At 56.8% G+C, this 16,980-nt stretch carries 15 protein-coding genes and 1 pseudogene; 9 read left to right on the top strand and 7 right to left on the bottom strand.

The window, feature by feature from the left end; translation table 11 throughout:
* Nucleotides 1-336: 336 nt before the first annotated feature.
* The 3 genes from mksF to mksB are packed head-to-tail and all read right to left on the bottom strand — an operon-like array spanning nucleotide 337 to nucleotide 5,139.
* Nucleotides 337-3,162 carry an Mks condensin complex protein MksF gene (gene mksF / locus JWR17_RS10265; protein ID WP_299830848.1) on the bottom strand — a complete coding sequence of 942 codons (2,826 nt, stop codon included), beginning with the start codon at nucleotides 3,160-3,162 and terminating at the stop codon, nucleotides 337-339.
* Nucleotides 3,159-3,869 (bottom strand): Mks condensin complex protein MksE, encoded by a 711-nt coding sequence (gene mksE, locus JWR17_RS10270; protein ID WP_299830849.1) that lies wholly within the window; start codon nucleotides 3,867-3,869, stop codon nucleotides 3,159-3,161. Before mksE ends, mksF begins: the two co-directional genes overlap by 4 nt.
* Entirely contained in the window at nucleotides 3,859-5,139 is a 1,281-nt protein-coding gene (gene mksB, locus JWR17_RS10275) for an Mks condensin complex protein MksB (RefSeq protein WP_299830850.1), read from the bottom strand. The genes mksE and mksB overlap by 11 nt, the downstream gene beginning before the upstream one ends.
* 142 nt (nucleotides 5,140-5,281) lie before the next feature.
* On the opposite strand from mksB, the gene JWR17_RS10280 reads away from it, so the two are divergent.
* Together JWR17_RS10280 and rimI are read left to right on the top strand one after the other, a co-directional pair.
* A complete protein-coding gene (locus JWR17_RS10280) occupies nucleotides 5,282-6,094 on the top strand; it encodes an energy transducer TonB (protein WP_299830851.1) in 813 nt (270 codons plus the stop codon).
* Nucleotides 6,091-6,573 (top strand): ribosomal protein S18-alanine N-acetyltransferase, encoded by a 483-nt coding sequence (gene rimI / locus JWR17_RS10285; RefSeq protein ID WP_299830852.1) that lies wholly within the window; start codon nucleotides 6,091-6,093, stop codon nucleotides 6,571-6,573. The genes JWR17_RS10280 and rimI overlap by 4 nt, the downstream gene beginning before the upstream one ends.
* A gap of 3 nt (nucleotides 6,574-6,576) precedes the next feature.
* Here the strand turns inward: rimI and JWR17_RS10290 are convergent, their stop codons facing one another.
* Nucleotides 6,577-6,999, bottom strand: a complete 423-nt coding sequence (locus JWR17_RS10290) for a serine kinase/phosphatase (RefSeq protein WP_299830853.1) — start codon at nucleotides 6,997-6,999, stop codon at nucleotides 6,577-6,579.
* A 151-nt stretch (nucleotides 7,000-7,150) separates the two neighbouring features.
* Here JWR17_RS10290 and can point away from each other — a divergent pair, with 151 nt between their 5' ends.
* Nucleotides 7,151-7,792 carry a carbonate dehydratase gene (gene can / locus JWR17_RS10295; RefSeq protein ID WP_299830854.1) on the top strand — a complete coding sequence of 214 codons (642 nt, stop codon included), beginning with the start codon at nucleotides 7,151-7,153 and terminating at the stop codon, nucleotides 7,790-7,792.
* Nucleotides 7,793-7,919: 127 nt separating this feature from the next.
* Here can and JWR17_RS10300 read toward each other — a convergent pair whose 3' ends face one another.
* From JWR17_RS10300 to JWR17_RS10310, 3 genes are all read right to left on the bottom strand, one after another.
* Entirely contained in the window at nucleotides 7,920-9,089 is a 1,170-nt protein-coding gene (locus JWR17_RS10300; RefSeq protein WP_299830855.1) for a hypothetical protein, read from the bottom strand.
* 143 nt (nucleotides 9,090-9,232) lie between these two features.
* The gene (locus JWR17_RS10305; protein WP_299830856.1) at nucleotides 9,233-10,600 is read right to left on the bottom strand and encodes a GGDEF domain-containing protein; all 1,368 of its coding nucleotides are present in this window, start codon (nucleotides 10,598-10,600) and stop codon (nucleotides 9,233-9,235) included.
* Between the two features lie 208 nt (nucleotides 10,601-10,808).
* The gene (locus tag JWR17_RS10310) at nucleotides 10,809-11,684 is read right to left on the bottom strand and encodes a Kdo hydroxylase family protein (protein WP_299830857.1); all 876 of its coding nucleotides are present in this window, start codon (nucleotides 11,682-11,684) and stop codon (nucleotides 10,809-10,811) included.
* A 416-nt stretch (nucleotides 11,685-12,100) separates the two neighbouring features.
* On the opposite strand from JWR17_RS10310, the gene JWR17_RS10315 reads away from it, so the two are divergent.
* The 6 genes and pseudogenes from JWR17_RS10315 to JWR17_RS10340 all read left to right on the top strand — a co-directional run.
* Complete coding sequence (locus tag JWR17_RS10315) at nucleotides 12,101-12,406, top strand: hypothetical protein (protein WP_299830858.1); 306 nt, start codon at nucleotides 12,101-12,103, stop codon at nucleotides 12,404-12,406.
* 83 nt (nucleotides 12,407-12,489) lie between these two features.
* A complete protein-coding gene (locus JWR17_RS10320; RefSeq protein WP_299830859.1) occupies nucleotides 12,490-12,975 on the top strand; it encodes a WbuC family cupin fold metalloprotein in 486 nt (161 codons plus the stop codon).
* A 168-nt stretch (nucleotides 12,976-13,143) separates the two neighbouring features.
* Complete coding sequence (gene hflK, locus JWR17_RS10325) at nucleotides 13,144-14,178, top strand: FtsH protease activity modulator HflK (protein ID WP_299830860.1); 1,035 nt, start codon at nucleotides 13,144-13,146, stop codon at nucleotides 14,176-14,178.
* Nucleotides 14,175-15,059 carry a protease modulator HflC gene (locus JWR17_RS10330; protein ID WP_299830861.1) on the top strand — a complete coding sequence of 295 codons (885 nt, stop codon included), beginning with the start codon at nucleotides 14,175-14,177 and terminating at the stop codon, nucleotides 15,057-15,059. Before hflK ends, JWR17_RS10330 begins: the two co-directional genes overlap by 4 nt.
* Before the next feature lie 18 nt (nucleotides 15,060-15,077).
* Nucleotides 15,078-16,328, top strand: a complete 1,251-nt coding sequence (locus JWR17_RS10335; RefSeq protein WP_299830862.1) for a TerC family protein — start codon at nucleotides 15,078-15,080, stop codon at nucleotides 16,326-16,328.
* A gap of 173 nt (nucleotides 16,329-16,501) precedes the next feature.
* Nucleotides 16,502-16,678: pseudogene (locus tag JWR17_RS10340) on the top strand (DUF1272 domain-containing protein); the annotation flags it as partial.
* Nucleotides 16,679-16,980: the final 302 nt, after the last annotated feature.

The following is a 16,980-nucleotide window of genomic DNA, read 5'->3' on the forward strand; positions in this document are numbered from 1 at the left end:
AACTCAGTAGTGAAACGATGCATCGCCGATGGTAGTGTGGGGTTTCCCCATGTGAGAGTAGGTCATCGTCAAGATTAACTTCCAGAACCCCTGATCGCTTACGCGTTCAGGGGTTTTGTTTGTGTGCTGATTAAAGCCTGCCAGCTGACACCACCACCACCATCACATCACCATCACCAACTACAACACACTTCAGCCAGGCATAAAAAAACCACCGCAGGGGTGGTTTGTCGTATGCATATCACTGTCAGCGACGGATTTAACTGCGAATGCCCTGGCGTCGAACACAGCACCACGTCAATCGGAGTCAATCCCGCCGCTACCAGTACCCGTTGATCAAGCCAGCTCAGGCTCTGAATCAACTACCGTCTTCACTTCGTCGTGGCGACGGATGTACTTCCAGTCCGCCTCATCGATGTAGATCCCGTTAGGTCCGCTGCCGCCCTCAAGATCAATGGCGACATGTGCCGACACCTGCGGTTTAACGCTGGCCAGGATCGGGACGAAGCCTAGCTGCAAACTGGTTTCCAGCAACGCCGCCTGGTTCTTCTCATCGATATCAGCCGCTTCGTCCAAGTAGTAAGGCAAACGAACCCGCCCGGCCTGATCGCGATCCATCAAGTGCAGCAACAGGTACATGTTGGTCAGCGCCTTGATGGTCATCGTGGTGCCGTTGGAGGCCGCACCGTCGATGTCGGTATGGATCACCGGAGGGCCGTTGACCTTAGTGATCTCGAACGCCAGCTCGAACAAATCCTTCAAGCCCAGTTGATTGTGGTTCGCTGCCACCAATCGCGCGAGGTACTCTTTGGCTTCTTCGTTCTTGTTGTCTTGATCAGCACTTTGACTCAGGTCAAACACTGACAGCGTCTCACCTTCTTCATACTGGCCAGCGCTGTGGATGATCTGATCAATGTGCTTGAGCGCCTCTTTATTCGGCGCCAAAACAATACGGAAGCTCGCCAGGTTTGACACTTGGCGCTTGTTGATCTCGCGGTTAAACAACGCCAGTTGATGTTCCAGGCTGTCGTAGTCGCTGCGGATGTTGCGCAATGTGCGGGCGATGTCGGTCACCGCTGCGCGCCGTGCTTTACCGAGGGTCAGCGCCTCGTCTTGTCGGTGGGCATAAGCATTGATCAGCAAATGCAGGCGACGCTCCATGTCGTCTTCACTGTCAAACTTCGCCACACCCTTGAGGCGAATCTGGGCATACAACGCTTCGATCTGATTATCGGCGCGTTGCAAGCTTTGCCAGCTGTCCTGATAGTCATTGAGCAGTGGCAGCAGGTTTTCCAGAGAATCATCCACCGCTTCCATGAACGGCGTACCGAACGGCATGTCCGCTGGCAGCAACTGACGGCGACGCAATGCATCGTCCAGTGTGCGCTGCTTGGCTTCCATGTCACCGATCTGCCTGCCGACCAATTGCAGCTTGGCGGACAGCTGTTGGACGCGTTCAGTAAAGGCATCGCTTGAGCGCTTCAGTTCGTCTTGCGCGGCTTCCATCTGCGCCAGTTGCTCAAGCTTTTCCGGTTCCTCAACGCTGAGGGTTTGACTGCGGCGAAAATCTTCCAGGGCTTTTTGCGCGTCCAGCACTTGCTGATACAGCGCTTCAGTCTGGGATTTACTCGCGGCACGGTCAGATGCTACCGCTTGCTGAACTTTGAGCTGTTTGAATTCTTTTTCCAGACGCTCTTTTTGATCGCGCAATGCGGCGCGGTCAGCCAAAGCTTGCAACGCTGGAGGCTCGATGTGTGACAGGTTGATCGTCAGGCCCGGCACTTCGAAACGCTCACCCTTGAAGCCGTCGAGGATGCGCTCCAACGATTTAACCCATGCGTCGCCGTCATCCAGCGCAATGCCTTGTTCGCCAAGCGGCAGGCTGAACAGTGCGCTGTTGAACAGACGCATCAAGCGCTCGACGTCAGGCTGAGAGAACTCTTCGCGCAGGCGCGCATAGCTATTGTTGTCAGCGTGATCGAGCTGTTGCTTCACAGCCTTCAGGCGTTTTTCCAAATCGCGCAGGCGCTCGTCCAAATCTTCAGCGCTGAACTGCCTCGACTGGGCCAGGGCGCCGGCCAATTCATCGTGAGCGTCTTTGGCTGCCAGCAATTGCTGTTCCAGCACCCTAACGTCGTTGACCAGTGCGAAGCGATTTTTCAGGACGGACAGTTCGCCAATCCAGCGCTGAATGCCACTGATCTCGCGTTCCAGGCGCATCAACTCCTGTGTGCCGCCACGCTGATCGTTTTGCAGCGAATCTTGCTCGTTACGGTAATGCTCGGCGTGAATCACCAATTCGTCTTTGCGCGCGCTGGAATAGTCCTGCCATGTGCCTAGCAGCGAATCGAGAAGCGGTGAAATACGGTGCAGTTTGCCGCGTAAGACTTCGCGCTGTTTGACCCCGGCAGACAGTGCCTCCACCAACGAACCGGCCAGTACTAGCGCGTTGTAGTCCTGCTCCATGCGCCGTACATCACGAAAGGCTTCCTCGCACGCGGCAATGTAATCGACGCTGCCTGAGCGCAGGCTGTGTTCGAAGGCGTCCAGAAACAATTGTTTAAGTTTTGCCGCAGTGATTTCGCGCATGTGCAGCAGATTGATAAACAGCGCACGGAAGGTTTTCATGCTTTGTTCGCTGGTGGACCGCAGCGGAATCAGGGTCAGGTCCAACGGGATCGACGTATGCCCACCCACCAGCAACCGACGTAATTCGTCAGGCTTGAGTTCGTAGGCTTTCAGGCCCTGGCTTTCCAGATTGCTGAACAGCTCTTTCTGGCGCAAACAGGTGTCGTTTTTCTGGTAATGCGCCAGATCCAACTTGCCGGCATAGGCGAAGAACTGGTGACCGAAGCCGCCGCCAGGACCCCGGCCGACGACGCCAATCACATGCGGACCATGGGGCAAGGCGACTTCAACCAGGATGTAGCTGGTGTCGGTGGCGAAGTAGAAGCGTCGAGATTGTTCGAGGCTGTATTTGCCGAAACTCATGTCCGACATGCGCGCCAGAATCGGGAATTGCAGGGCGTTGATCGAGGCGCTTTTACCAAGGTTATTCGCGCCATAAACCGACAGCGGGTGTTCCAGCGGGAACAACCCCAGGCTGTAACCGGCCGTGTTCAGCAGCGCGAAGCGGCGAATTCCATAGCGTTCCTGGCTCATGCATCCAGCTCCTGTTGTTCAGCGGCAATGGCTCGTGCCAACGCTTGCGATTCAATTTCTTGTGGCTCGTCAAATTCAGCGAGGTCCAGCGGGTCGTCGGTAGCGAGCAATGCTTCATCACTGTCGTAGTCTACCAGCACCGGCGTCGGTAGCGGCAGGACGCTGTGCAGGCTAGCCGCAAGATCGCGGTCCTGCTGCACCGACAAGCAAACGTCAAGAAAACGGTGCATCGGCGGCAAGAACCGATAAATACCGGTCTCTTCACTGGCGAAACCGAGCTGGGTCATGCGGCGCATGATTTTTTCTTCCATCTCTTCCTGGGTCTGCACCTCGGCTTGCACAAACAGATCGCGGTATTTTTCCAGCAACGAAGGCAGTTCGTCACGGCCCAGACTGCCGCCATCCAGCACGGCGACCGGATCACGGCCCTGATCAGCCAGGTGCTCGACGATGATGAACGTGAACAGCGCCAAACGCTGTGCGGTTTTGTTGACCTGTGCGGCCGCAAGCTCGGGCACGAAGTAATAGAAACCACGGGTATCACAGACCAGTTCGTAGCCCAGCGCTTTAAACAGCGTGCGGTATTGGTCCTGGCTGTTGGACAGCTGCGCATATAGCTCAGGATCGCGACGGCTGATGTGATAACCCTTGAGCAGCTCACGAAAAATGGGCGCCAGTTGGGACATTTCGGATAGATCAAGATGCATGAGGTGTGCTCGCAGATGTCTCTAGATGCTCGTCTCGGCTAGAGAGCAGGGCGAAGGAACGCAGGCTGACCTGATGCTCCTGAGTGTGATAATCGCGCCGCTCAAGGCGTTCGCGACTGAAGCGTTTGTCCCGCGACAAGCGGGAAAACCAGTACAGCAATTCGTCGGTGGGGCCGTTCGGCTCTTGCTCCAACAGCCAAACCATCAAGTCCGGCATCGGCAACGCATTTTCACAGCGTTCGAGCATCTCCTTAACGGTACGCGGAGCCTTCGGAGGCTCGCCCTTGCGGGTGCTGACGTTGGCCTTGGGAAACTTCGCCGGCTTGGGTTCGAAGCGGGCCAAGGCATAAACATACGCTTCGACTTGGCTGGCACTGCCGAGAAAGGTGCTTTGCGGCCGCGTGAACATCAACATTGCGGTGTGCGGCACCGCATCGATGCCGCGCTTGCGGATAGCCGACAGCGCCAACGCGGCGCCACGGGTTACAGCGTTATGCCGACGCGCTTCTTCACGCAGGGGCAATAGCAGCTCACGGGCATGGCGCAGGGTTAATTGCGCGCTGGTTTGCATCTCAAGGATGCGCGCGTGGGTGCGCAGCAACATGTCATCGTCGACAAGATGGCCGAGCCGCTGCTGTTCGGTCAGCAACCGCAGCAGGACGTTCTCAACCTTGCGTACGCCTTGTTCGAACGCGCCGTCGGCATTCACCAATTGAATCATCGGCTCGATGTATTCATCCCACGTCGCCAATACCTCGGCATAACGCTGACGCAGAGGGATTTGCCGATCACTGGTCTTGGCGCGTTCCGCCACGGCGATCAGCGCTTGCTCATCGTTGGCGAGCTTTTTCAAGACATCACGGACACGCATGTCCAGCAAGCGCAGTTGCCGCGCCAGGTCATTGGCATCGCGGATTTCAAACGCGTCCTGGATATACCCGGCTAGTCGCTCCAGGTGGCGCAAGTACGCTTCGATCTCCAGGCATAGCCCTAGGCGATGTTCGCGCCTGAGGTAAGACAAAAAATCATGAATCTGAGCATTCAATTCAAAACGGTTCGGGCTTTTCGCCACGGGAACCAGAATGTCCAGGCGGATCCACACGTCCAGCAGATGGGTGATGTCCTGCGGGGTGCTGTCCAGTTGCTGAGCGGCTAATTGCAGGCGCAGCTCGCTCAGACTCAATGTGCCCTGGTCGAAGTGTTCGCACAGTGGCTCTAGCAACGCCCAGTGTTCGGCAAGGGCGCGCAAGACGCGCTTAGGTTCGATCATTGGATTGGCCGGCTGTTGGCAAATAAAAGCAGCGATTGTACTGCATCGGCCGGTCAACATTTCACCCCCAGGCGATCAACTGCGGCGGGACTCGGCGAAGGGCGGTAGAATCCCTTCTTTACTATCCACAGATGGCCGACCTTTGCTTAATGAGTCCCGCCGCCGCGCTTATCTGACCGCCATGCAGGTGGTCAACTGGCTGCCGCGCACAGAGTTGCCCTTTGCCGCGCCCTCGCGTCCGGAAGTAATGACGCCCGTGCCGCCGCCCATTGAACCGCTTGCGGCAGTGGCAGCACCGATTACGGCTAAGGCCGCATCGGCCAGGCCTGTGTCAGTTGCTGTGACTCCCACAGCGCCACCGGTAATCGAGCGACCCAGAGTCGAGGTGGCTCGTCCGTCGCTCGCCAGCACCCGAACCAACACCGTCGCCGAAGCGCAAGACGTTGCGCCTGCGCCCAGCAAAACCGCAGTTGTGCCGCCACCGCGCTTTGCCCTGCAACTGCTTCGTGCCGGTCCCTGCCTGTTATTGGTCGAGTTACCCACAGGCGAAGCGTTTCAAAGCCGCGATCCCGCTTATCTGTTGCTCAAAGACATGCTGCGCGCCGCGGGCTTGCCTGACAGTCCACGGATCATTGGCGAACCGGTGCGCTGGCCGTTACTGGTACGGGGTCAACTTGATCAAGGGCCTGACTCGGCGCGTGATTTCGTCCAGGGGTTCGTGCTGGCCCGGCTCGAAGATGAGCCGTGCGCCTGTCTCTGGCTTATCGGTTTGCCATCGATTCGATTTGCTGGCGAAGCCAATGCCGAGTCCTTCAACCGAGAATTGCAGATAGACGGACTGGGTAGCGCTTGGGCCTTGCCCGGTCTGGAATTATTAATGGACGAGCCGCAACGCAAAGCTGATGTCTGGCTGGCCATGCGCAGGCTGATGACACGCTGGAAGACGATTGAATGACTGAAGTTTCGAAGAACCCTGGGGCAAACGCCGACTCGGTAACGTTTCGTCGAATGACCGAAGACGATCTTGATGCGGTACTGAAAATTGAATACGCGGCGTTCACCCACCCGTGGACCCGAGGCATTTTCCTCGACGCGCTCAAATCGTATGAAATATGGCTGATGTTCGAAGGCGCCCAGCAAGTGGGACACGGTGTGATAAACGTCATTATCGACGAAGCGCATTTGCTCAACATCACGGTAAAACCGGAAAGCCAAGGCCGCGGTTTGGGTCTGCGCTTACTGGAAAGACTCATGTCACGCGCCTATGAGCTTAACGGGCGCGAGTGTTTTCTCGAACTCAGGGCCAGCAACCTGTCCGCCTATCGGTTATACGAAAGCTTCGGCTTCAACGAAATCGGCCGCCGTCGGGATTACTACCCGGCAGCGGGCGGACACGAGGATGCATTGGTCATGGCCTGCACCTTGTTTGAGTAACCGTCAGTCGCGTTTGCGCGGTTCCGGTTTGCCGTCCATCGGGTCGAATTCTGCCAGCTCGGCCTCGTCCAGGCCGTCGCCACCACCGATGTCATTTTCGTCAACGATACTCAGGTCCCAATCAGCGGGATGATCTTCGCCAGCTTCATGGGCTGAGCGAGCGCCGTCTTCGTCGATCAAGGTTTCCGGGCTCATGTCGTCATCAGTCGAATGGTGATCCGACGTCGAAGCTCCAGTCATTCCCGCCTCACGGACACGCTCATCGGGAATCTCTTGGGCGAGTTCGTCTTCGGGGATCAAATCACCGATACGAGCGGTAGGCTCCTCTTCGTCGAAGTCGAGTTCTTCCATCGAGCCCATGCGGTCTTCGTTATCGTCAATTGGTTCAGGCTGCGTAGCGCCATAAGGGCGACGTGATTCAGTCATGGTAATTCCTCGTTTTTTGGGGCCTTATTGAAGTTGACCGAGCTTCCCCGTGAAGATTCCTTTTGTTGGTTAGCTACGTAATGGTAGAGCAGCGTGACCTGGACCGCCGAACGCCAGTCAAAGCTGGGCATCATCTTCGAGGCGTAAACATATGAACGAGCTACAAGACCTGATTGATAATAACGAGCGTTGGGCCGACGCGATCAAAGACAAAGACCCGGAATTTTTCGCGAAGCTGGCTCGTCAGCAAACGCCTGAATACCTGTGGATTGGTTGTTCCGATGCCCGCGTGCCCGCTAACGAAATTGTCGGCATGTTGCCAGGCGATCTGTTCGTACACCGTAATGTCGCCAACGTGGTGCTGCACACTGACCTTAATTGCCTGTCAGTGATCCAGTACGCAGTGGACGTACTCAAGGTCAAACACATACTGGTTACCGGCCACTACGGTTGTGGCGGTGTGCGAGCATCAATGCAGGACCGTCAGTTGGGTTTGATTGATGGCTGGCTACGGTCGATTCGCGACCTGTATTACGAAAACCGTGCGCCATTGGCAGCGTTGCCGACCGAAGAGGAGCGCGTCGATCGGTTGTGTGAGCTGAACGTTATTCAACAGGTCACCAATGTAGGCCACACCAGCATTGTGCAAAATGCCTGGCATCGCGGGCAGAAGCTGTCGATCCACGGCTGCATCTACGGCATCAAGGACGGACGTTTCAAAAGCTTGAACGCCACCATCGACGGTTTCGAGCAACTGCCGCCGCAGTACCGACTGCGCCCGCTGGGTGAATAGTTTGAATAAAATTGAAGTCCTTTAGGAGTCACGTGTTGGCGGGGCGTTGTCACTGACACACCGCGACCGGTCTCTCGCCAACAAGTTGGCTCCTTGGTCAGGGATTGCAATGGATTATGTGGCCAATCTACAAGTAAGGCTGAGTCAGCTCCGGGCCAATGGGCTTTTGCAATTGCTCAAGCACGCTTGATACGGGGCTTGTGCTGCATTTGGCCTTGGCCTGTTCAGGCGTCAAGCTGCGGACCGAGGTGTAGAACAGCTCACATGTCTGCACTTTGTCTGTCACCTGCCAACGTTGAATGCATTGGCCCACCATTGCCTGTGGGTCGGCACCAGGTGTCTTGCCCATTCCCGCCTGCCAGCACGCCGCGCTCAAATCCTGCCCCATGACCTTAAGCCCGGCAGCATCGGCCTTGTCTTGGTCGCCGTCATAGTTTGCTTTGTCGGCGGCATACCAAATGTAACTGGGATGGTTAGAGCCAAGTACCGCGACCTGTTCTCCTGCGCTCGGGCTGATACTTGCTACGCCCAGCACTGGCAACGTGACGCTGTATTGTTGCTGGACCCACGTGCGGACCGGCGAGCCAAACGCAACCATGGGCAACGAGTTGCCTTTAGTCGTTTGGGTAAGCTGCCTGACCATGGTCGTTTGGTAATCGGTGAAGTATTTGTAAACGCCCTCTAGATCCTTGCCGGCGGTGGACGGCGCAGCAATCGGCGCGATGTCGATGATGGTTTGATACGCCGGCGTTTGGTTGGCGGGAATGCCGTTGTCGGTCAACAATTCGGCCCAGCGATCAGTGGTGGAAGAGTTCAGATAATCCTGAAACTCAGTCAAGGAATAATCCGGCGGAAAATGCAGCAGCTCAACGCTTTTGCGATTTTCCAGGGCCATGCCTAACGGCAAAAACAGGTACCAGTTGAACTTCCATTGGCCATCGGCGTTAAGGTTGCTGGCACCTTTGTAGGCCAGTTCTCCGGTATCCAGTAAAGCCTTCAGCGGCTTGCCGTAGTCATCAGGTACACCGCTGATCATTGCGACCACCTCATTGCCCTGGGTTTGCACACGCACCTTGGCCGCACTGTAACCGTCACGTAGTACGCTTTGGCTCAGGTAATTCTCGACAGTTTGGTCCAGCGTCCATTTGCGAAAACAGATGGTGCTGCAATTGTTCGGATAAGCAAAAAGCTGGGTGACGCGTTGCTGACTGCCCAGCTTGACCTGGACATCCGCGTGAGCAGTGAGGCTCAAGGCTAATGAGATCAGTATGGTGGCGATGAGTGTGGGTTTTGGCATTACCATTCCTTGTCTGCGATAGCCCTGAAGGCGTGTGGTGCTGCAGACACTGAAACAGGAGTTAGAACATTAGGGAAGAAAAAAGAAGGCTTTTTGATATCGCGGTTGAAAGTTGTGCCGCAGGTTCCCTAAGCGTTTATCAATCAGTCATGACCCACGCGTTTCAGCGGGAGCGCGAACGCAGCAATCGAGATTTTTTTCGACCGGTACATGGCGTCGTCGGCGTATTTAAGTAACTGTTTATCGTCCAGGCCGTCATCGGGATAAAGCGCGACGCCAATGCTTACTTGCGCGTTTAACACGTGACTGTCCAGCGTCAGCGGCAGACTCAGCGAACGGTGGATTTTTTCTGCCACCAACAGCGCATCTTCGGAACGCTGAATTTTCCCCAACAGCACGACAAACTCATCGCCACCAATGCGCGCCACGGTGTCCGAGTTGCGCACACTCTGTTTCAGCCGCTGGGCAACTTCCTGCAACAGCAAGTCACCTATGGCATGCCCCAAGGTATCGTTGACCTGTTTGAACTTGTCGAGATCAAGGTACAACAGCGCAAACTGACCCTGCTCGCCTTGCGCCCAAGAGAGCGCGGTCTGCAGCCGGGCGTGAAACAGGACGCGGTTAGGCAATCCTGTTAATTGATCGTATTGCGCCATGTACTGCAACCGCGCCTCCAGTTGCTTACGTTCAATTGCGGCGGCAACCTGCGTGGAAATGAACTGTAGAAGTTCGAGGTCTTCCTCCGTATCCCGTGCGCTGCCAGCGCCGCCTCTGACCACCAGCGCGCCGACCGTGCCGCGATGCGCGAGCAATGGCACACCCAGCCAGCACAGATCATCGACGTCAACTAACGCTTGTAATGAATCGGGGAAGTCGCCCATCGTCTCGGCTGTTAATCGCAGCGGTTGACCCGTGCGTACTACTTCGGCACTCAACGTGGCCTCAATGGGCTGCATGCCGGTGGTCTGTTCCAGCTTGTTCATGTGATAAGCGAAACGTAACTGATCGGTTTTTTCATCGCAGAGTGCGACGGAAAAGCTCAGCACCGGCAGCAGTTCGCCGATGATGTGGTGAATACGTTGAAACAGTGTCATCAGGTCTTCGGCGGCTTGAACGGCCTCCGAAATCGAATAAAGAGCGGCCTGCCGCGTTTCGGCCTGTTTGCGCTCGGTTATATCCCGGGCGACGCCGATCCGTAACTGATCCACGTCAGACCAGCGTGCCGACCACATGATATGAACGATTTCACCGTCTTTGCGGACATAGCGGTTTTCAAAATAAGATTTGGCCTGACCCGAGGCGACCTCGTTCGCGGCCGCAAGAGTCCGCGCCCGATCCTCAGGCAGCACCATGTCCATCATCACTCGACCGATCATTTCGTCAGGCGTATAGCCGAATATGCGCTCACACGCGGCGCTCACAAATACAAAACGCCCGGCGGTGTTGACCACACAGACAGCGTCGAGCATCAGGTCGACCAGGTTATTGAGCACCGCGTTGTTTTTTTTCATAGAGGAGGCGAAGGCCTGAAAGAGTGATGGCCACTGCTCAGCGTCCAAGCCGTCAGGCTGCTACAGATTAACTGTTAAAGCAACGCATTTGCGAAAGGGTGCGGCGTCGGGCTATACGCTCGCCATTGAGCGCAAAGATAGCGATTCGCACTGGGCCTGCACCCTGAAGGTGCAGGTAATAGAGCTATTGAACCCAAGCGCGCAGGGACTAAACCAGCCCTCGGCCGGTCAGCCGTTCAAGCACCCGAAGCGGCGCCTGGGCAGGATGTTGCATGTACTCGACCGGCAGCAAAAAGGTTTGCTCAAGCACGAATTGACCACTCATGGCGGCATGGGAGACCTGGTCAGTGAACACCATCCAGGTCGTGCCTGCGGCAAACAGCTGTTCCTGATGGGAGGGTTGCGTCTGATAGTCCTGATCGGCCTTCATGTGGTCATGCAGGCGCAGCATGTAATGGTCGTACGCACTGCGCGGGCTTTTGGTGATGCCCAACGCATTCATGATCTTGCTCGCGCCCCAAAGCGGTTTGGGCAACGACGCCAAGTAACGTTGCGCGACGGTTTCGAACGGCTCGCCGAGTCGCCAGACACGAGGCTGGTTTTGTGGATTGATATTGCTGAATACGCGCAAAATCCGCTTGCCCAAGGTAGGCGATGACGGAAAGTTATCCACATGCAGTCGGGTATCGTCCTTGCGCCAAGAGGTAGGCCGGCCAGCGATTTCTACCGGGCGAAAGCTGGCACGGGCTTGCTGCAGACCCTCTTCGTAAGGGCTAAGCAGATTATTGGCCAAGCTCTTGGTGGAGGCGGCGAAGCGCATCATCATCGCCTGCAACTGGCGTTGTTCGGCTTCGGTGCCTTTACTGCCTTTGAATGTCCCGTTGGCCGGTGCCAGACTCACGTTTTTGATGCCCTGAATCACATTGGACTCGAGCAAAGGACGCTCATCCTCACGGACGACAAATGGCAGTTGAGGCAGCAACACAACGTTACCCGCCTCCAGCGCTTCTATCGCTAGCGTCTGGTTGGCACTGCTGATGGGTTGATCCCACGACGTGATAGGTAGACTGACAATTGCAGTCATGTTACTTGCCTCCGAAGTGACGCTTGCGCGCGCAGTCACAGGGAATGGCTTTCGCGTGAGTGCGTCAAAAAAGTTGCCATCGCCGCTCGGCGGAGATGTAACAAACTATGTATCAAGAGGTATAGCGTACAAATTCGTAATGCAAAGGGCAATTGATTTGGCGCAAATCAATGCAGGTTTCACCTAAGGTCTTAGACGAGCGGCCCTTGTCACCGCTGCCTCTCACATGCATTGGGCGGTCGGCTCGGCCATTTTGAGAATCGGCTACGTCTTGGCATTGGCGGCCACTAAGCAACGGTGTGTTACGTGCGAAGTCCTATCATGTATCCTGTGACTCTGCGTAAGTAACGTCTGGCTGTTAGGTCGGACGGATGATTAGCGGCTAGAGTGGTGAAACAGTCAGGGAGCGTCGGTAAATGAACGGAACTGGACTGATCAAGGACCTGCTCCATCTGAGTTTGTATCTGGTAACGATTGTTATCTGGATGCACCTTTGGCTGATTTGTGTGTTCAACGCCACAGGTCCGCTGAAGCGATTTTTTGGTGCGAATGCGTTGATCATCTGCGCCTTGGGCGTCCCGGCGTTGGCAGCGATTCTATTTGGCTCCGCATACGGCATTTTTGGCCGGGAAGGCATGGTCGGCAGCTTGATCGTTGTGGGCTTGGGCTTTCCGACAGTGACGCTTGTGCTTCTGCGTCGACAGGCCCGTAGCGCCCATTAAAAGCGCCGGTGCAGATGGTCAGGTCTTTGAATGCTCGAGCGGGCTGGGCCATAATCGCGGTCTTATCCGTACCGGTAGTTCCTATGAAGCAGATCACCTCCGCCGACCTGAAGGCGCTTGCAGCCCAAGCTCAGCAATCTCCTCGCCTGCGTGCCAACCGCAACCTTCATGTTGAACTGTCCGATCCGATCCAGCGTTTGGCGATCGCCATGGAACCTGGCACGTACGTCCGCGCGCAACGCCACCCGCATACCTGGGAATTACTCAGCGCCCTGAGCGGCCGTTTTGTCGTCTTGAATTTCGATGAAGAAGGACGCGTCACTCAGCGCACCGTGCTTGGCGAAGACTGCAAAGTGCTGGAAATCCCAGCCGGTTGCTGGCACGCCGTGCTGTCGCTGGACGTGGGCGGGGTGATCTTCGAAGTCAAACACGGTCCTTATACGGCCGTTGCTGAGGAAGATTTTGCCAGTTGGTCCAGCGCCGAAGGCAGCCCATCGGCGAGCACCCTCATGCAGTGGTACGCCACGGCCCAAATGGGTCAGCGGTTTTCTGGCGTCCAAAGTGCGTAGTTAATGGCGCAGAGCATCGGTTTGGCAGGCTTTCGTTCGGGTTTGAGTCGGGATTGTTACCTGATCCATGTCAGTGACGACGCTCTTCGCTTCGGGTATTCTGCGCGGCTTCGGCGACCCTGCCACCTGCGGTAAGGGTCCCACGTCCCAAGGGACAGGAGCCACCGCATGACCGATAGCCCCGCGCCTGTTCTACTTGAAACGACCCATGCTGCGGCCAGCCTGCGCGAACGAATCCACTACGGCGTTGCGGTTATGGACCTTAAAGGTCGCGGCCTGCTATTGATCAGTGGCCTGGTGTTCCTGGCCTGGATCAGCTCTGGCATTTACAAAGTCCAGCCGGACGAGCAGGGCGTTGTTCTGCGCTTTGGTCGCTGGGCCGACACTACCGCCTCGGGCTTGCACTATCATTTTCCTTACCCGATTGAGACCGTGTTACTGCCCAAGGTGACTCAGGTCAACCAGTTGCAACTCGGCAGCGCCAGCACGGCATTGAGCACCGGTAACAGCGGCTCGCGGGATAAACAAATGCTGACCGGCGATGAGAACATCGTCGAAGCCGATTGCACCGTGTTCTGGCGCATCAAAGACGCCGGGCTTTACTTGTTCAAAATCAACGAGCCGGAGCGTTCGGTAAAAATCGCCGCCGAAAGCGCCTTGCGCGAAGTCATCGGCCGCACGCCGATCCAGGCGGCGATGTCGGATAAACGCGCGCAAATAGCCGACGAAACCCGCGATCTACTCCAGCAGCTGCTGGACAGCGAACAAGCTGGCATTTTGATCACTCAGGTGCAGTTGCAGCGAGTTGACCCACCGCCGCAGGTTATCGATGCCTTTAACGACGTGCAGCGTGCCCGCGCCGATCAGGAGCGCGCGCGCAACGAAGCCGAGGCTTACGCCAACGATGTGATCCCGCGAGCGCGGGGCGATGCGGCGCGAATCACTCAAGACGCCGAAGCCTACAAGGCGCAAGTCGGTAATCTGGCAGAGGGCGAGGCCAAGCGCTTCCTGTCGGTGTATTCCAGCTACGTGCAATCCAAGGACGTCACCGCGTGGCGGCTGTACATGGAAAGCATGGACGAAGTGCTGAAGAAAGCCTCCAAAGTCATCATCGATTCGTCTGGCAAAGGCATGTCCGGTGTAGTGCCTTACTTGCCGCTTTCCGACCCTGGCAAAACCGTACAGAAGGACGCCAAATCGTGACCCCGACGCTAAAGTGGCTGGTTGTGGGTGTCGGCCTCGCGGCACTGTGGGCGCTGGGTTCGTCGGTGTATGTGGTCGATGAAACCCAGCAAGCGCTGGTTATTCGCTTCGGTGCTCCAATGGGTGTGGCCGGCGCGCCGGGGCTGAAGTTCAAGATCCCGTACAGCGACTCGCTGGTATTTTACGACAGCCGTCTGCAGATACTGACCTCACCCGCCGAGCAAATCATTCTGGGTGATCAGAAGCGTGTGGAAGTCGTGACCTATACCCGCTTCCGCATCAGCGACCCACTGCGTTTCTATCAGGCCGTGGGCACATTGGATCAAGCCAACGCGCAACTGACGCAGATGGTCAGCTCGTCGCTGCGCCGTGAGTTGGGCCAAGTGACGCTGCGCTCACTGCTATCGGATGACCGTCGTCCCGAGGTCGCCATCATCGAAAAAGACGTGGCTGACAAAGCGCGAGCGCTCGGCGTCGAAGTGACCGAAGTTCGCCTGCATCGCGCCGATTTGCCATTCGAGGCCAGCCAAGCGATCTATGACCGGATGAAGTCCGAACGCAACCGTGAAGCCAAAGAATTGCGCGCCCAGGGTTTCGAATGGGCGCAGCAGATTCAGGGCCGGGCTGACCGCGACCGGACAGTGCTGCTGTCTGAGGTGCAGCGTCAATCGGCGATCACCCACGGCGAAGCCGATGCCGAGGCCAACCAGATTTTGTCGGCTGCGTTTAGCAAAGACCCGGAGTTCTACAAGCTGTACCGCTCGTTGCAGACTTACCGGCAAGCCTTGGCGGACAGCCAGCCCATGTTGGTGCTGACGCCGGACGCCGAATTCCTCAAGCAGTTTCGCTCGGGCCCTGCTGCGACCGTTCCCAAACAATAACGCGAGTAAACCCGCTCCATGATGTTTGACGGTGTACTGCATGCGCTTGGCGTAATCTTCCAGATAGGTTTACTGGACCTGATCCTGTCCGGTGACAACGCGTTGGTCATCGCACTGGCTTGCCGTGGGCTGCCGACGGACCAGGTCAAAAAAGCCGTCATGATCGGCACCAGTGGCGCAATCGTACTGCGGGTTTTGCTGACCACGCTGGCCGGATGGCTATTGTTGGTGCCATTCCTGAAACTGGCCGGCGCCGGGTTGCTGATTTTTATCGCCATCAAGTTGCTGATCGAAGAAGGCGATAACAACCAGGACGGCCCGGTCCAAAGCATTACCACTACCTTGTCCGGCGCTGTGGCCACCGTACTGATTGCCGACCTGGTCATGAGCATGGACAACGTTGTCGGGCTGGCCGCGGTAGCGCAAGGCAGTGTGTTCTACCTCGTGTTGGGGTTGTTCTTAAGCGTGCCGCTGCTGATGTTCGGCAGCGTGCAGATAGCCCGATTGCTTCAGCGCATTCCATTATTGGTCTCGGTAGGCGGCGCTTTATTGGGGTACATCGCGGGCGACATCGCTGTTTCCGATCCGGCAATAGTGGGGTGGGTCAACAGCCAATCCCCGGCGTTGAACGACATCGTACCGCTGCTGTGCGCGGCATTCGTGGTCTTGCAGGCGCGCATCGTTCGTGTACGGCGCACCCATGTTCCAAGACCTGCGCCACGGCTTCGAATAGTTGCACCGGCGCTGGCGGCCGCTCCGCCGCTAGCGATCGCTGAAGCTGCGCTTGATCAGGTACTGACCGATGCCGTCGTGGAAGCCCTACGCATCGAGCCGCCTGCTGCGTCGGTATCTGACCGTTCAGCGCCTGACATAAGGCGTCGAGCCCTTAACGGACCGGTCCGTATTCTATTGAGCCTGGCTGCAATCTTCGTTGTGAGCAGTTTGGTGTACAGTTTTATCGGCAATATCGCCATCGGTCTTCTGCCTAAGCCAGTAGCCGACAGCGCCTATGTTTGTCCGGGGTCAATTGCGACGGTCTACTATCGCCCCGGCGGCAGTTCAATCCGTATCGTGACCGGAAACGGCGAAGCGTCAGGCTACGTGAGCCTGCAAAAAATCCTCTGGGAAAATCCGGCCGCAGCGGTCAGGGACCTTCACCTTACGCCTCCCACCGAGCTTGAAAAAACCAACGGCTACGTGATAACAGTCAGTGGTGGCAGCTTCTCCCAGATTCAATGTGTACGCGACTCTGTCCGTCACGTCGGTTAGCCCAGTGATAATTAATCGAACTGAATTCCAGTTGTTCGTGAGGATGTCCCAAAGTGTCTGAAATCGAGCCTGTTTCGGCTGGAAAATCTGGGGGCGTTGCAGAATAATGGGCACCTTGGGCGAGCCTGCGATGGGGTTTGCCGGTTGATATTCCTAACGTCATGGAGACCTTCATGCTTGAACTCAGACCTAGCTGCGAGCATTGCAACACAGCATTGCCTGCCCACAGCACCCAAGCGCTGATTTGCTCGTTTGAGTGTACGTTTTGTGCGCAATGCGTAGATAAGGTCCTGGCCAACGTGTGTCCCAATTGTGGAGGCGGATTTGCGCCGCGCCCGATTCGTCCGTCCCATATCGATGTTAGCGGTAACACGTTGTCGGCGAACCCCATGAGCGCAACGGTTCGCCATCGCCCGGTGGACCCGCACAAGCAGGCGTTGCTGGTCGCTGCCGTCGGCGCCATTGCCGCAGAACTCAGATGACCTTTGACGTCCGGCCCTCTGCACGCGGGTATCTGGCCATTGCAATACCTGCCCAGCATTCGCGAGGCTGTGGCTGGAACAGCATTGATGCCCGGAAATAACGTCACCCAGGCCGCCGAACGCGCCGGGTTTTAATGACTGCCGACTGGTTTCCAGCATTCAACCAAAAT

The sequence above is a fragment of the Pseudomonas sp. genome (genome assembly GCF_028293835.1).
Lineage (GTDB): Bacteria > Pseudomonadota > Gammaproteobacteria > Pseudomonadales > Pseudomonadaceae > Aquipseudomonas.

What these genes read in the sequence shown, in the direction of transcription:
- mksF (WP_299830848.1), bottom strand. Translation starts at nt 3,162, where the DNA reads ATGAGCCAGGAACGCTATGGAATTCGCCGCTTCGCGCTGCTGAACACG.
- mksE (WP_299830849.1), bottom strand. Translation starts at nt 3,869, where the DNA reads ATGCATCTTGATCTATCCGAAATGTCCCAACTGGCGCCCATTTTTCGT.
- mksB (WP_299830850.1), bottom strand. Translation starts at nt 5,139, where the DNA reads ATGATCGAACCTAAGCGCGTCTTGCGCGCCCTTGCCGAACACTGGGCG.
- rimI (WP_299830852.1), top strand. Translation starts at nt 6,091, where the DNA reads ATGACTGAAGTTTCGAAGAACCCTGGGGCAAACGCCGACTCGGTAACG.
- JWR17_RS10290 (WP_299830853.1), bottom strand. Translation starts at nt 6,999, where the DNA reads ATGACTGAATCACGTCGCCCTTATGGCGCTACGCAGCCTGAACCAATT.
- can (WP_299830854.1), top strand. Translation starts at nt 7,151, where the DNA reads ATGAACGAGCTACAAGACCTGATTGATAATAACGAGCGTTGGGCCGAC.
- JWR17_RS10300 (WP_299830855.1), bottom strand. Translation starts at nt 9,089, where the DNA reads ATGCCAAAACCCACACTCATCGCCACCATACTGATCTCATTAGCCTTG.
- JWR17_RS10305 (WP_299830856.1), bottom strand. Translation starts at nt 10,600, where the DNA reads ATGAAAAAAAACAACGCGGTGCTCAATAACCTGGTCGACCTGATGCTC.
- JWR17_RS10310 (WP_299830857.1), bottom strand. Translation starts at nt 11,684, where the DNA reads ATGACTGCAATTGTCAGTCTACCTATCACGTCGTGGGATCAACCCATC.
- JWR17_RS10315 (WP_299830858.1), top strand. Translation starts at nt 12,101, where the DNA reads ATGAACGGAACTGGACTGATCAAGGACCTGCTCCATCTGAGTTTGTAT.
- JWR17_RS10320 (WP_299830859.1), top strand. Translation starts at nt 12,490, where the DNA reads ATGAAGCAGATCACCTCCGCCGACCTGAAGGCGCTTGCAGCCCAAGCT.
- hflK (WP_299830860.1), top strand. Translation starts at nt 13,144, where the DNA reads ATGACCGATAGCCCCGCGCCTGTTCTACTTGAAACGACCCATGCTGCG.
- JWR17_RS10335 (WP_299830862.1), top strand. Translation starts at nt 15,078, where the DNA reads ATGATGTTTGACGGTGTACTGCATGCGCTTGGCGTAATCTTCCAGATA.